The organism is Streptomyces sp. PT12 (genome assembly GCF_003311645.1).
Lineage (GTDB): Bacteria > Actinomycetota > Actinomycetes > Streptomycetales > Streptomycetaceae > Streptomyces.
Map to the genome: position 1 here is coordinate 68,920 of NZ_QEST01000272.1, position 14,425 is coordinate 83,344.

Here is a 14,425-nt window from a genome sequence, read left to right on the forward strand (position 1 = left end):
TTCCCCTGGGCCCGGAGGGCTCAGCCGCCCGCGGGCAGCGTCAGCAGAAACGCCGTCAGCCACGCGAGCGGCAGCAGCAGCCCGAGCAGCGTGGCCGCGCGCAGCGCCGCGGCGCCCCGCAGCATCCCGCGCGGGGCGCCGAGCCGCAGCAGCGTCGCGGTCGCCGAGCGCCGCGCCGCCCGCGCGTCGTCGGCCACGGTCGCCACCGTGCCGAGCGCGCACGCCAGGACCACCCCGGTGCCGAGCGTGCCGAGCGGCCCGAACTCGGCCAGACCGTCCAGCTCCACGGCCGCGAGCAGCGCACCGGCCACGGCGGCCAGCGCGCCCAGCGGGCGGCCCAGCCGCCTCGACTCGTCCTGGAGCGTGCGCCCGGCCAGCAGCCGCATCACCCCCGGCCGCCCCGCGCACAGCAGCATCCCCGAGAGGTGGACGACCCCGGGCCCGGCCAGCACGATCCCGGCCGCGATCAGCAGCCAGCCCCCGACCACGCCCGCGGCCACGCCCCCCAGCTGCCCGGTGAGCGGCAGCCAGCCGTCCGCGGGCGCGTCGTCGCCGCCGTAGGCGCACAGCGCGATGCCCGCCGTGGCCAGCGCGGTGCCCCAGGGCAGCCCCGCGGGCGCGGGGGTCGGGGGAGTGGCGCGGGCGACGGCGGCCGGGTCGCCGACCGGGGGCAGGTCCCGGCGCGGCGGCGGCTCGGGGCGGCGCACGGCGAGCGCGCTGGCCGCCGCGGCCACCCCCGGCACCACGGCGAGCAGGGTGAGCATGCCGCCGAGCGGCAACGCCTCCCCCGCGGCCAGGGCCTCGGCCGCCGCCCCGTGCAGGGGCAGCCCGCCGAGGTCGCCGCGCAGGTGCAGGAAGACGAGCAGCGCGAGGCCCGTGCCGAGCAGCGCGGCCACCGCAGCGGACGCGGCGGCGAGCGCGGGCAGCCTGGCCGGGCCCATGCCCGCCACCGCGAGCCCGGCCCTCGGCCGCGCGGACGGGTCGGCCCTGGCCACCGCGACGGCCAGCTGGACGGTCGCGGCGAGCGGGACCGCGCACCACGCGAGCCGCAGCACCGAAGCCCGCCCGCCCGCGGGGTCGGCCGCGGCGTGGGCCAGCGCGGCGAGCAGCAGGAACGCGACGCACCCCGCCGCGCCTGTCAGCAGCAGCCTGCGGAACAGCGCGAGCGGGGCCGAGCCCCGGGCTAGGCGGAGAGCGAGCATGCGGCCTGGTCCGTCGCTCCGGCCTCCCGGCCGTCGACGACGGTGACGGTGCGGTCCGCGAGGGTGGCCACCTCGGCGTCGTGGGTGGCGAGCACCACGGTGATGCTGTGCGAGCGGCCCGCGGTGGTCAGGGTGCGCAGCACCTGCGCCCGGTCCGCGCAGTGCAGCGGCGCGGTCGGCTCGTCGGCGAACAGCACGTCGGGCTGATGCACCAGGGCGCGGGCGATGGCGACGCGCTGCCGCTGGGACTGGAGCAGCGCCGCGGGCCGCTTCCTGGCGCACTCGCCGACGTCCAGCCGTTCGAGCCACTCGAGCGCCGTGCGGCGGGCCTGACGGGGCGCGCCGCCCGCGAGCAGCAGCGGGAGCGCCGCGTTCTCCCACGCGGTCAGCTCCGGCACCAGCTGCGGGGAGTCGCCGATCCAGCCGAAGCGGTCGCGGCGCAGCCGCTCGCGTGAGGTGGCGGTGAGGGTGTGCACGGGCATGCTGTTGAACCACACCTCGCCCTCGTCGGGCACCAGCTGTCCCGAGAGGCAGCCGAGGAGGGTGGTCTTGCCGCAGCCGCGCGGGCCCGTCACGGCGAGGATCTCGCCCTGCCGCACGCCGAGGGTGACTCCGAGGAGGGCGGGTGAGCCGTTGTGTGCATAGTGCAGATCGCGTGTCCACAGCACGTCGTTGTCGGGTGGGGCCATGGGGGCGGCACCTCCGCTCGTTGTCGCTGCTATCGCTCGTCTCCCCCGTGACGCTGGCACAGGGCCGCCGACGGTCCGCGGGCGACTCGGCGAGTAGTCCGAAGAATCCTCCGGACGGTGCAGACGCCCGGCGCCATGGCGAAGAATCTCTCTCCAGCGGTGATTCCGGACGCCGTTTTTCCGTGTCTCACCCGCATAGGGCGGCGGATCTATGGTCCGTGCCGGTGTTGTGTGACCGGGCTGGGGGCATAGGCTGCCCAGGAGATCAGGGGGTCCCCAGCATCGGACCGGGAAGGCAGGAGGGTGCCGTGACGACCGAGCCACGCCGTTTGCGCAACTACATCGACGGGGAGTTCAGGGACGCCGCGGACGGGCGGACGATGGAGGTGGCGGATCCCACGACCGGCGAGGCGTACACCACCGCCCCGCTGTCGGGCGCCTCGGACGTGGACGCCGCGATGGAGGCCGCCGCGCGGGCGTTCCCCGCCTGGCGCGACACCACCCCCGCGGAACGCCAGCTGGCGCTGCTGCGGATCGCGGACGCGTTCGAGCGCCACGCCGACGAGCTGCTCGCCGTCGAGTGCGAGAACACCGGCAAGCCCTTGGAGGTGACCCGCCAGGAGGAGCTGCCGATGATGCTGGAGCAGATCCGGTTCTTTGCGGGCGCGGCCCGCATGCTCGAGGGCAAGTCGGCCGGCGAGTACATGGAGGGGCTGACGTCGTTCGTGCGCCGGGAGCCGGTCGGCGTGTGCGCGCAGGTCACGCCGTGGAACTACCCGGTGATGATGGCCGTGTGGAAGTTCGCCCCCGCGCTCGCGGCGGGGAACACCGTGGTCATCAAGCCGTCCGACACGACGCCCGCGTCCACGGTGTTCGTCGCGGGGCTGATGGGCGAGATCCTGCCGCCCGGTGTGTTCAACGTCGTGTGCGGGGACCGCGACACCGGGCGGCTCATGGTCGAGCACCCGGTCCCCGCGATGGCCTCCATCACCGGCTCGATCCGCGCGGGCGTCGAGGTGGCCGCCGCCGCGGCCAAGGACCTCAAGCGCGTCCACCTTGAGCTCGGCGGCAAGGCGCCCTGTCTGGTCTTCGAGGACGCCGACCTCGCCGCCGCCGCCGAGGGCATCAGGGACGCGGGGTTCTTCAACGCCGGGCAGGACTGCACCGCCGCCACCCGCGTGCTGGTGCACGCGTCGGTCCACGACGCGTTCGTCGCCGCGCTCACCAAGGCCACCGACGAGGTCAGGACCGGCGATGTGAGCGACCCCGACTGCACCTACGGCCCGCTGAGCAGCGCGGGGCACCTGGCCAAGGTCGAGGGGTTCATCGAACGCCTCCCGGCCCACGCGACCGTGGTGACGGGCGGCCACCGGGTGGGGGAGCGCGGCTGGTTCTACGCGCCCACCCTGGTCACGGGCTGCCGCCAGGACGACGAGATCGTCCAGCACGAGGTCTTCGGCCCGGTGATCACCGTGCAGAGCTTCGCCGACGACGACGAGGCGACCCGCTTCGCCAACGGCACCGACTACGGCCTCGCCTCCTCCGTGTGGACGAGGGACCACGGTCGCGCGATGCGGCTGTCCAAGGCGCTCGACTTCGGCTGCGTCTGGATCAACACGCACATCCCGCTGGTCGGGGAGATGCCGCACGGGGGGTTCAAGAAGTCCGGCTACGGCAAGGACCTCTCCGCCTACAGCCTGGAGGACTACACGCGCGTCAAGCACGTGATGACCCAGCTGTAGCGCGCGCCGCCCCCCGCTACCCGCGGGAGGGGCGGTCGAGCTCCCGGCGCAGCGCCGCGATCCTGTTGGTGGTGATCGCGGTGACGCCGAGGCCGGTCAGCCGCCGCATCGTGCGGCGGCTGTCGACCGTCCAGGCCGCGACCCGGTACCCCTCGGCCCACGCGGCCAGCACGGTGGCCCGGGTGACCAGGCCCCAGCGGTAGTTCAGCCAGCGGGGCCGCACCTCGGCCAGCAGGGAGGCGCGCGGGCGCGAGGCGCGTTTCCAGGTAAGCGCGATCTCCGCGTCGGCGTCCGCCGCCCGCACCGCGCGCAGCGCGCCCGGGTCGCCGCAGTAGTACACGCGCTCCTCCGCGCCCAGCTCCCGCACGGTCGCGACCGCCGCGCGCGCGGTCACGGGAAGTCGCTCGGGCAGGTCGATCAGCGTGCGCACGGGCGCGGTGACGGTCAGCGCCTCGGCGAGCGTCGGGACGCCACCGCCCGTTAGCCGGGCGACCTCGCGCGCGGTCAGCTCGGCCACCGCGGCGCGGTGGCCCCACAGGCGTTCGAGCGTGGCGTCGTGCACCACCACAGGGACGCCGTCCGCCGTGGCGCGCACATCCAGCTCGATCGCGTCGGCGCCCGCCGCGACGGCCGAGGCGAACGACGCCAGGGTGTTCTCGCGCGCCACGTACGGGTCGCCGCGGTGGGCGACCGCGATCACCCCCGCCACGCGGCCAGGTGCGCGTCGATCTCGCCCATGAGGCGCGCCTTGCCCGCCTCGTCGAGGAACGAGGCGGCCACGGCGTTCCTCGCGAGCGCCGCCACCCCGGCCTCGTCCAGGTCGAGCAGCCGGGCCGCGATGGCGTACTCGGCGTTGAGGTCGGTGGAGAACATCGGCGGGTCGTCGCTGTTGATCGTCACCAGCACCCCGGCCTCGACCATGCGCCGCAGCGGGTGCTCGTCGAGGGACGCCACGGCCTTGGTCGCGACGTTGGACGTCGGGCATACCTCCAGCGGGACGCGGCGCTCGGCCAGATAGGCGAGCAGCTCGGGGTCGTCGGCCGCGCTGGTGCCGTGCCCGACGCGCTCGGCGCGCAGCTCGCGGATCGCGTCCCACACCGTTTCCGGGCCCGTGGTCTCCCCCGCGTGCGGGACGCTGTGCAGACCGGCCGCGAAGGCCCGGTCGAAGTACGGCTTGAACTGCGGCCTCGGCCAGCCGATCTCGGGCCCGCCGAGGCCGAAGCCGATCAGTCCCTCGGGGCGCAGGTCGACGGCCATCCGCGCGGTCTCCTCAGCGGCGGGCAGGCCGAGCTCGCCGGGGATGTCGAAGATCCAGCGCAGCACGACGCCCAGGTCGCGCTCGGCGGCGGTCCTGGCGTCCTCGATGGCCTCCATGAACGCCTGGTCGGGGATGCCGCGCAGCACGGAGGTGTGCGGGGTGACGGTCAGCTCGGCGTAGCGGATGTTCTGCCTGGCCATGTCGCGCGCGACCTCGTAGGTGAGCAGCCTGACGTCCTCGGCGTCCCTGATCAGCTCGACCACGGCGATGTAGATCTCGATGAAGTGCGCGAAGTCGCGGAACGTGAAGAACTCGGCCAGCGTCTCCGGGTCCTTGGGCACGCGCGAGTCCGGGTGGCGCGCGGCGAGCTCGGCGACGATGCGGGGCGAGGCGGAGCCCACGTGGTGGACGTGCAGCTCGGCCTTGGGCAGCCCGGCGATGAAGGCGGTGAGATCGGTCAACGGAGCCTCCGGGGCGAGTCGGTGCCCGCACATCGTAGGCGGGCGCCGCGCGGCCGCGACACGGCCTTAAGGTATGGCCAACGATGGGGGAGGGACTGTGACCGCTGACCCGTACGCCGGGTGGCCGCCGCCGCAGGGGGCGTACCCCGCGCCGCCGCCCGCGCCCGCCCGGCCGCGCAACGGCGTCGGCACGGCCGCGCTGCTCATGGGCGGCGGGGGCGCGTGGCTCTGCTGGACGTTCGCGGCCAGCGCCCTCGGCCTCGCCTGCGGGCTGCTGGCCACCGCCCTCGGCGCGTGGGGCGTGGTGCGCGCCCGGCGCGGGATCGCGAGCAACGGGGGCGAGGCGCTGGGCGCGATGTGGCTCGGCATCGGCTCGACGGTCATCTCGGCCGTGCTGACCGTGCTGTTCGTGGCCTGGCTGCCCGGGACCACCGGGGTGGTCTCCGATGCGGGCGACGCCTACCTGGCCGCGGCGGGCGATGAGGTCGCCTTCGACGACGGGGTCACGGTCGTCATCGCCGAGCCGCTGCCCACGGGCGGCGCGGGCACCGTCTCCCTTGAGATCACGGTCGTCAACGGCGCCGATGGGCCGCTCGACATGGGCGAGGGCGCGCTGCGGGTGTTCACCGGCGACGAACGGGTGCCCAACGAGCTGCTCGAGCTGACCGCGCCCGCCCCCGCCGAGCTGGTGACCGGGGAGTCGGCGCGGCTCACGTACCGCGTCCCGCTGCCGGACCCCGGCGCGGGCTATCTGTCGGTGGACTTCGCGCCGGGCGAGGACCACGCGTTCGGCTACTGGGACCTCGCCCTGGGCGACGGCGGATCGCGGGACCCCGAGGAGCGCGAGGACGCGGACGACGCGGGGGGTCCCGAGATCTCCGTCTGAGCGCGGCGGGGCCCGGCGCGGGGCGCGGGGGCGTGGGGCACGGGGCGTGGGGCACGGGGCGTGGGAGAAAGCCCCGCGAAGTCGCGTAAGGATCCGGCCTCTTCCCCGTCCCTCACCCTGACCCGACCGGTTCGCGCCTGGGCCGGCGGGGGTGAGGAGGAGCGCGATGACCGCGAGTGGCCGGATCAGGTCGGCGATCGAGTGGCTGGCATCGGCGGCGCCCGAGCCCGAAGCCTGCCGCTGGGAGTGGGAGCGGCACCCGATGGGGGTGGCCCTCCTGCCAGCGGGCCGCATATGGGATGTGCTGATCCTGCCGGGAACGCTCGGCTACCCCACGTACGACGTGCTGAGCCGGGTGATCGAACGGCCGGGGCCCGTGCTCGCCGACCACGCCAACGCCAGGATCGGCTTCTTCGTGCCGCCCGGCACGGCGGGCCGGTGGCTCGGCACCGGGGTGCGCGCGGCGGGGCGGGGCAGCTGGGTGGTGGTGCCGCACCCGATGCGCACGGCCAACGGGGTGCGCTGGCTCGTGCCGCCCGACGGCTCGGGGGTGCTCACCGACCCGGCCGTGCTGGAGCTGGCCATGCACGAGGCCGCGGCGATCGTGGGGCGGGAGCCCCGCTGACGCACGACCGCCCCGGAGCCTTGGGGGAGCTCCGGGGCGTGGTGTCGTCGCCGCGCGGACGGCCGCTCGCCCCGGGGGGTGTGGGGCGGGCGGAACCGGTCCGAAGGAGTGCGGGAGTCTGGCTGCTCTCGCCACGGCTTCGACGGTACGGCAGGTCAGCGCCCCGGGAAGCCGCCCGCCGCGTATCCGCATCACATCCCCGCAGCTTCTCCATGGTGGAACGGCCGTGGGCACAGGGGCTTTCCTGATCCGCGCCCGTCCCCGCGCTCACGCGCCGGCGACGGCCTCGGCGACGATGTCGAGGCCCTCGCGCAGCAGGTCGTCGCCGATCACCAGGGGCGGCAGGAACCGCAGGACGTTGCCGTAGGTGCCCGTGGTGAGGACGACCAGGCCCGCGCGGTGGCAGGCCGCGGCGACGGCGGCGGTGGCGGCGGGGTCGGGGTCCTTGGTGCCGGGCTTCACGATCTCCACGGCGAGCATCGCGCCGCGCCCGCGCACGTCGCCGATCAGCGGGTGCTTCTCGGCCAGCGCGAGCAGCCGCGGCTTCATGATCTCCTCGATGTGCCTTGCCCTCGCCGCCAGGTCGAGCTCGCGCATCGTCTCGATGGCGCCGAGGGCCGCCGCGCACGCCACGGGGTTGCCTCCGTAGGTGCCGCCGAGGCCGCCGGAGTGGACGGCGTCCATGACCTCGGCGCGCCCGGTGACGGCGGCGAGCGGTAGGCCGCCCGCGATGCCCTTGGCCGTGGTGATCAGGTCGGGCACGATGCCCTCGTCCTCGCACGCGAACCACTGCCCCGTCCGGCAGAAGCCCGACTGGATCTCGTCGGCGATCAGCACGATCCCGTGCTCCTTCGCGAACGCGGCGACGCGCGGCAGGAAGCCCCGCGCGGGCACGATGAACCCGCCCTCGCCCAGCACCGGCTCGACGACGATCGCGGCGGTCTCCGAGGCCCCGATCTGCTTGGTGATCTGGTCGATGACCTGGGCCGCGGCCTCCTCGGCGCAGTGCTCGGGGCCGGTCGGCCAGCGGTACGGGTACGCCATCGGCACGCGGTAGATCTCGGGCGCGAACGGGCCGAAGCCGTGCTTGTAGGGCATGCTCTTGGCGGTCAGCGCCATCGTGAGGTTGGTGCGGCCGTGGTAGCCGTGCTCGAAGACGACGACCGCCTGGCGCTTGGTGTGGTAGCGGGCGATCTTGACGGCGTTCTCCACCGCCTCGGCGCCCGAGTTCAGCAGGATCGACTTCTTGGCGTGGTCGCCCGGGGTCAGCGCGGCCAGCTCCTCGCACACCTCGACATAGCCCTCGTAGGGCGTGACCATCGCACATGTGTGGGTGAAGCGCGCCAGCTGCTCGCCCGCGCGCCGCACCACGGCCTCTGCGCTGTTGCCGACGGAGGTGACGGCGATGCCAGAGCCGAAGTCGATCAGGCTGTTGCCGTCGACGTCCTCCACGACGCCGCCGCCGGCCCGCGCGGCGAAGACGGGCATCACCGTGCCCACGCCCGCGGCGACGGCGGCCTGCTTGCGCGCCATCAGCTCCCGCGAGAGCGGTCCCGGGATCTCGGTGACGAGCTTGCGCCGCTGGGGGAGGGAAGGGCCACCGGACAGTTCGGTCATGGCGGTCATGCGTGCACTCCTCGTCGCGAAAGGGCCTGTTGTGCTCACTCCTGGCAGGCCAGGCTAGGGCCCTTCCCCGCGCTCCGGCATGCTCCACCCCGGAGTGGTCGGGGCGTGGGGTTGTCCGCCGCGGAGGGCTCGGCGGCGGTGTCGACGGCGGAGTCGGGGGCGGTGTCGGCGGCGGAGCTGTCAGCGGTCGAGCTGCGGGACGCGGCCGCCCTGGGCCGGGGATATGCGGCGGCCCTCGCTGTCGAAGACATAGAGCTGGTCCAGGTCGAGCAGCAGCGGAACGCGCTCGCCGAGCCGGGGCTGCACATCCATCCCGGCCCGCACCACCAGGCCTTCGCTCACCCGGCCCGACGGCGTGGGCGACGGCGGCTCGGGCGCCCGCTCGGCCGCACCGCCCGCTCCGGGGCGCGCGCCGGACGCCGAGCGCCCCCCGCGGCCGAGCACCTGCCACACCCGGTGCTTCCTCGGCCGCCTGCCGTGGCCGCGCGCGACCGGCGGGCGTGGCGCCTCCAGGCCGTCCACCTCGGCGTGCCTGGCGCCGGTGCTCACATGGACCAGCGACTCGTGGCCCTGGTACTCGACGTGCTGCACCACCCCGTTGAGCAGCGCCTCGCTAGGGCGCATCTCGCCGGGGGCCGCGATCCGCACCGCCTCCGAGCGCACCCCCACCGTGATTGAGCGGCCCATCTGCACCCGCAGCAGCTGGTGGTCGTCGCTCAGCGGCTGGGGCAGCATGATCCGCTGGGTGCCGAAGTCGATCGACATGCGCCCGTCGAGCGGCGCGTACACGGTGGCGCGCAGCAGGTTGATGCGCGGGGTGCCGACGAACGCCGCCACGAAGACGTTGTCGGGAAGGCGGTAGACGTCCCGCGCGGTGCCGGTCTGCTGGAGCACCCCGTCGCGCATCACCGCGACCCGGTCGCCAAGGGACATCGCCTCGGACTGGTCGTGCGTCACATAGACCGTCGTCACGCCCAGGTGCCGGGTGAGGGTGGCGATCTCGGCGCGCAGCCGGTTGCGGAGCTTGGCGTCGAGGTTGGACAGCGGCTCGTCGAGCAGGAACGCCGTCGGCCTGCGCACGATCGCCCGGCCCATCGCCACGCGCTGCCGCTCGCCTCCGGAGAGCTGGGCGGGGTAGCGGTCCATCAGGTCCTCGATGCCCAGCAGGCGCGCCGCCTCGTTCACCCGCGGCCCGTCGTCGAGGCGCGGCGCCTCGATGCGCAGCGGGAAGCCGATGTTCTGGCGGCTGGTCATGTTGGGGTAGAGCGCGTAGTCCTGGAAGACCATGGCGAGCTGGCGCTGTCCTGGCGGCAGGTGGTTGGCGTACTCGCCGTCCAGCAGCAGCCTGCCCGAGGTGATGTCCTCGAGGCCCGCGATCATCCGCAGGACGGTGGATTTCCCGCAGCCCGAGGGGCCGAGCAGCACGACGAACTCCCCCGGGGCGATGTCCAGGTTGAGCCGGTGCACGGCGACGACGTTCCTGGGGAACGTCTTGGTGACGTCTCGGAGCGAGATGGCGCGAGTCATAGAGGGTTCAGCCCGGGGTCTTCGTTGAGCCAGCTGTGGTCCTGGAACGTAGCGCACCAGTTGTCCCAGCGGAACGGGTATGCACAGGTTGGCCCATCGCATATTCGACGGCTCGCCCTGCACTAGATTGGATCGACGACGCTCGGCCAGCCGGTGGCACTGTCAGGGGGCTCGGCACCGCATGAACAGCAACGGCGCGTGGAACGCGCGGCAGACGCCAGGGGGGGACCGCGAGGCCGTCCCCTTTGCCGGGGGTGCCCCGCCCGCGCCCCGGCGCCCGCCCGAGCCTGACGCCCCGCCGCTCGTGCGCTGGATGCGCACGCCACGCCCCGCGGCCAGGCCCGGGGTGTGGCGCCCCGGGCACGTGCCCAAGCCGCCCGAGGACCCGGGCAGGCTGAGCGACCGCGAGCTGCTGGGCTCGGCCCTGCTCGCGCTGGTCTGCGGCTGGACGCTCTACGCCCTGTGCCTGACCTATCTCGACTTCTACGCCTGGCCCGCGATCTGGGTGACGCCGCATCACTGGCGCGTGGCCCCCGAGCACCTCCCCGAGAACGCCACCGCCGACGACGTGCTGGTCGCCTGGCAGACGACCATGCAGATCTACGACATCCTCTTCGCCGTCGCGCTCATCTGCGTCTTCGGCAGGCTGGGCCACGGGCCCGAGGTGTGGCGCCGCTACGCCCCCGCGCCGATGCGCCGCGCGTGGTCCGCGCTGGTCTCCCCGTTCGGCTGGGTGTCCACCTACCGGCGCCAGCTGATCGCCGTGCTGATCGGCGGGGTGATCTGGACGGCGTGCTTCACCGGCAACTGGATGCTGTGGCTCGAGCCGCTGTTCCTCGCCGTGCCCGACACCTGGTGGGAGGACGGCGACACCCTCACCTACCGGGTGGTCTACAACGTCTACTACGTCCTGTTCACGCTGCTGCTGCTCACCGCCGTGTGGTCCCTGGGCAATCTGCGCGCCATCCCGCGGCGGATCCGCTTCGGCGTGCGCCCCGGCGAGCGCCGCGACCCGGGGGGCGGGGCGCCGGGCGTCACGGGCAGTGAGATCGTGCCGCGCGCCGGGCTGACCGAGTGGGCGGCGCTGCGCCGCGCCGGGGCCCCCGACGCCGCCGACCGGCTCGCCGACGACGCCAGGTCCGGCGTCATGTCTGACCTCGACTACGCCCGCATCGAGCACGCGTGGCGGGCCGTCAGGGCCAGGCCCACCGAGCTGCCCGCGTTCGCCGCCGCAGCCGAGGCCCAGGGCGCGGGCGCGTTCCCGCACGCCTCGGGCCGCCGCGACCTGACCGTCCGCACCGCGCGGCACGACCTGCTGACGCGTCAGGTCCGCATCGGCCACGCCCCCGACGAGGAGCGCAACCCCTACGACTACCGCGGCGAGGACGTCGCCCTCGACCCCGCGGTGCTGGGCACGTCGCTGCTCGCCGTTGGCCCGCCGGGCTCGGGCAAGACCGGACGCGTCATCAGGCCCGTCACCGAGTCGCTGTGCCTCCAGGCCCTCGCCAACCAGGCCACCGTCGTCGCCGTCGGTAGCGCGTCGAGCTCGCTCGGCCCCGACGACGCGTTCGACGTCATCCTGCGCATCGGCGACCCGGCGAGCGCCTACCGGCTCGACCTGTGGGGCGGCGCCACCGACATCGACGGGGCCGCGGCGCTGCTGGCCGAGGCCCTGGTGGGCGGCTCGCGCGTGGAGCCGAGGGACGCCGCCGCGGTGCTGAGCCAGCTCATCGGCCCCTACTACGCGGCGTTCGGGCGGCTGCCCGGGCTCGCCGAGCTGCGCGCCATGCTGGACGGCGCGCCCGCGCTGCTGCGCACGCTGGCCGAACGCCTCGACCACGCCCCCGACCAGCGCCGCGACCTTGAGGCACGGCAGCGGCAGGCGCGGCGGCCCGACGACATCGGCCCGTATCTCGCCGACTGGCTCGCCCTGGTGGACCGCGCGGGGCTCTCGCCCCGTCCCGCGCCGGGGGCGCGGGGGCCCGAGGTGTTCTCGCTCAGCGCCCTGACCAGGCCGCTGCGGGTGCGGATCGACCTGCCCGCCACCGGGCACGCCGAGGCGGGCCGGATCATCACGCGGCTGGTCCTCGCCCAGTTCACGGCGGCCGTGACCGCGCGCCCCGACCGCTCGCTCTTCGCGTGCCTCGTGCTGGACGACGCCACCGCCGCGATCACCCAGGGCGCGGTGCGCGGGCTGACGCATCTGCGCCCGGCCAACGCCGGCGTGGTGCTGGCGCTGCGCACGCTCGACGACGTTCCGGCCGACCTCCGGGCCGGGCTGCTCGGCGCGGTCGGCTGCCGCATGGCGTTCTCCGGCATCACCACGTGGGACGCCGAGCACTTCGCGCGCGCCTGGGGCACCGAGTGGCAGGAGGACGTGGAGACCACCCGCACCCCGGACCGCGCGGGCGGCGGGCTGCGCCGCCTGGTGCGCGGGGTGCGCAGGCTGGCCACGGGGCGCGACACCACGGTGGACGCGGTGACGGTGCGCCGCGTGGAACGCGAGCGCTGGTCCGCGTCCGAGCTGGCGCACCGCGTCCCGCCCCGGCACGCGGTGATCTCCCTGACCACCGTCTCGGGCGAGCCGGGCCCGCCCACCCTGGTGCGCCTGGGCTGACACCGGCCGCGCACTGGCCGCGCACTGGCCGCGCGGCGGTCGTTCATCGGCCGCAAACCGGTCGCGTACCGGCCGCATATGCCCCGGGCGGGATCGAGTGGCCGCGACCCCTGCCTGTACGGTGAGGTGACGTGTCGCTACACGCCCTCAAGGTGATCCATGCACCCGACGCTCGCCTCACTCGTCCAGCACACCTCGCTCAAGCTCGGCGTGCTCACGGGCGAGGACCGGCTGGACACCCCCGTGCGCTGGGCACACGCCAGTGAGCTCGCGGATCCCACCCCCTGGCTCGACGGCGGCGAGCTCCTGCTGACCACCGGGCCGCACCTGGCCGTGCACGACGAGGCCGAGACGCGCGCCTATGTCGCGCGGCTCGCCGACGCGGGCGTCGTCGGCCTGGCCTTCGGCGTCGGCGTCAACCACCCCGAGGTGCCGCCCGCACTGCTCGCCGCCGTGCGCGAGGCCGGGCTCCCGCTGCTCGAGGTGCCGCGGCGCACGCCGTTCATCGCGATCGGCAAGGCCGTCTCGGCCGCGATAGCCGCCGAGCAGTACCGGGCGGTCACCGCGGGGTTCGCCGCCCAGCGCGAGCTGACCAGGGCCGCGCTCTCCGGCGACCGGCCCGAGGCGCTGCTCGCCAGGCTGGCGGGGCACGTCGGCGGCTGGGTCGCCCTCTACGACCTGTCGGGCGCGGTCACCGCCGTCGCCCCCGGCTGGGCGATGCGCCGCGCCGCCCGGCTCACCGCCGAGGTGCGGCGCCTTGGCGACCGGCCCGCGCCCGCGAGCGTCGTCTGCGCCGCGGGGCCCGAGGACGACCGCGTCGAGCTCCAGACCGTCGGCACGGGGCAGGTGCCGCGCGCCGCGCTCGCGGTCGGCACCGACGCGCCGCTCGGCACGGCCGAGCGGTACGCCGTCCAGTCGGCCGTCGCCGTGCTGACCCTGCTGACCGAGCGTTCGAGGGCCTACCGCGGCGCCGAGGCCAGGCTGGGCGCGGCGGTGCTGCGCATGCTGCTCAGCGGGGAGCCCGACCACGCCAGGGCCGTGGCGGGACAGCTCTACGGCGGGCTGCTCGACGCCCCGCTGCGCGTGCTGGTCGCGTCAGGGGAGCCCAAGGCGCTCGAATCACTGGGCGCCGCGGCCGAGTCGGCCGCCATCCGCACCGGGGAGTCGGTGCTCTCGGCCCCCGACGGCGACGGCCTGGTGCTGCTCGCCTCGGACGGCGGCGGCGCGCTCGCCGCGTGCCGGGCGTTCGCCGCGGGGCACGACGCGGTGGCCCTCACCCTGGGGATGTCGGCGCCGACCGGGCCCGCATCGGCCGACGCCGCCTACCAGCAGGCGCGCGAGGCGCTGCTGGTCGCGCGCCGCCGAGGGCGCGCGCTGGTCGAGCACGAGGACGTGGCCACCGGCACGGTGCTCTCCCTGCTCAACGACGACGCCGTGCGCGCGTTCGCCGACGGCATGCTGCGCGCGCTGCGCCACCACGACGAGCACGGCAGGGGCGACCTGGTGGCGTCGCTGCGCGCGTGGCTGGCCCGGCACGGGCAGTGGGACGCCGCGGCGGCCGACCTCGGGGTGCACCGGCACACGCTGCGCTACCGGATGCGGCGCGTCGAGGAGATCCTGGAGCGCTCGCTCGACGACCCGGACGTCCGCATGGAGCTGTGGCTCGCGCTCAAGGCCACCGACCGCACCGCGCTGGACACGCCCTGAGGAGCGCCCTCCGGAGCGGCACCCCCTGAGCAACGGGGCCAGACGCCGGGGTGGCGCGCGGCGGGCGCGTTTTGCGACACCGCGG

11 protein-coding genes are annotated in these 14,425 nt (G+C 75.1%); 5 read left to right on the plus strand and 6 right to left on the minus strand.

The genetic code is table 11. The features are described 5' to 3' along the window. Nucleotides 1-20: 20 nt before the first annotated feature. Together DEH69_RS28720 and DEH69_RS28725 are read right to left on the minus strand one after the other, a co-directional pair. The gene (locus tag DEH69_RS28720) at nucleotides 21-1,202 is read right to left on the minus strand and encodes a hypothetical protein (protein WP_113689908.1); all 1,182 of its coding nucleotides are present in this window, start codon (nucleotides 1,200-1,202) and stop codon (nucleotides 21-23) included. Beyond that, entirely contained in the window at nucleotides 1,184-1,891 is a 708-nt protein-coding gene (locus tag DEH69_RS28725) for an ABC transporter ATP-binding protein (RefSeq protein ID WP_113689909.1), read from the minus strand. Before DEH69_RS28725 ends, DEH69_RS28720 begins: the two co-directional genes overlap by 19 nt. A 308-nt stretch (nucleotides 1,892-2,199) precedes the next feature. On the opposite strand from DEH69_RS28725, the gene DEH69_RS28730 reads away from it, so the two are divergent. Next, a complete protein-coding gene (locus DEH69_RS28730) occupies nucleotides 2,200-3,633 on the plus strand; it encodes a gamma-aminobutyraldehyde dehydrogenase (protein WP_113689910.1) in 1,434 nt (477 codons plus the stop codon). A 16-nt stretch (nucleotides 3,634-3,649) separates the two neighbouring features. On the opposite strand, the gene DEH69_RS28735 is transcribed toward DEH69_RS28730, so the two are convergent. Together DEH69_RS28735 and DEH69_RS28740 are read right to left on the minus strand one after the other, a co-directional pair. Beyond that, a complete protein-coding gene (locus DEH69_RS28735; protein ID WP_113689911.1) occupies nucleotides 3,650-4,342 on the minus strand; it encodes a glycerophosphodiester phosphodiesterase in 693 nt (230 codons plus the stop codon). Next, the gene (locus DEH69_RS28740; protein ID WP_113689912.1) at nucleotides 4,330-5,352 is read right to left on the minus strand and encodes an adenosine deaminase; all 1,023 of its coding nucleotides are present in this window, start codon (nucleotides 5,350-5,352) and stop codon (nucleotides 4,330-4,332) included. Before DEH69_RS28740 ends, DEH69_RS28735 begins: the two co-directional genes overlap by 13 nt. A gap of 97 nt (nucleotides 5,353-5,449) precedes the next feature. On the opposite strand from DEH69_RS28740, the gene DEH69_RS28745 reads away from it, so the two are divergent. Next, the gene (locus tag DEH69_RS28745; protein ID WP_113689913.1) at nucleotides 5,450-6,238 is read left to right on the plus strand and encodes a hypothetical protein; all 789 of its coding nucleotides are present in this window, start codon (nucleotides 5,450-5,452) and stop codon (nucleotides 6,236-6,238) included. A gap of 166 nt (nucleotides 6,239-6,404) precedes the next feature. Beyond that, nucleotides 6,405-6,863, plus strand: coding sequence for a hypothetical protein (locus DEH69_RS28750; protein ID WP_113689914.1), 459 nt, complete (start codon nucleotides 6,405-6,407; stop codon nucleotides 6,861-6,863). Between the two features lie 267 nt (nucleotides 6,864-7,130). On the opposite strand, the gene gabT is transcribed toward DEH69_RS28750, so the two are convergent. Together gabT and DEH69_RS28760 are read right to left on the minus strand one after the other, a co-directional pair. Beyond that, on the minus strand, nucleotides 7,131-8,480 hold the full coding sequence (gene gabT, locus DEH69_RS28755) for a 4-aminobutyrate--2-oxoglutarate transaminase (RefSeq protein ID WP_113689971.1): 1,350 nt from the start codon (nucleotides 8,478-8,480) through the stop codon (nucleotides 7,131-7,133). A 189-nt stretch (nucleotides 8,481-8,669) separates the two neighbouring features. Beyond that, a complete protein-coding gene (locus DEH69_RS28760) occupies nucleotides 8,670-10,016 on the minus strand; it encodes an ABC transporter ATP-binding protein (RefSeq protein ID WP_113689915.1) in 1,347 nt (448 codons plus the stop codon). 181 nt (nucleotides 10,017-10,197) lie between these two features. Here DEH69_RS28760 and DEH69_RS28765 point away from each other — a divergent pair, with 181 nt between their 5' ends. Then, nucleotides 10,198-12,633, plus strand: coding sequence for an ATP-binding protein (locus DEH69_RS28765; protein WP_258535032.1), 2,436 nt, complete (start codon nucleotides 10,198-10,200; stop codon nucleotides 12,631-12,633). Nucleotides 12,634-12,792: 159 nt separating this feature from the next. Continuing rightward, entirely contained in the window at nucleotides 12,793-14,340 is a 1,548-nt protein-coding gene (locus DEH69_RS28770; RefSeq protein ID WP_113689917.1) for a PucR family transcriptional regulator, read from the plus strand. The last annotated feature ends 85 nt before the right edge of the window (nucleotides 14,341-14,425 follow it).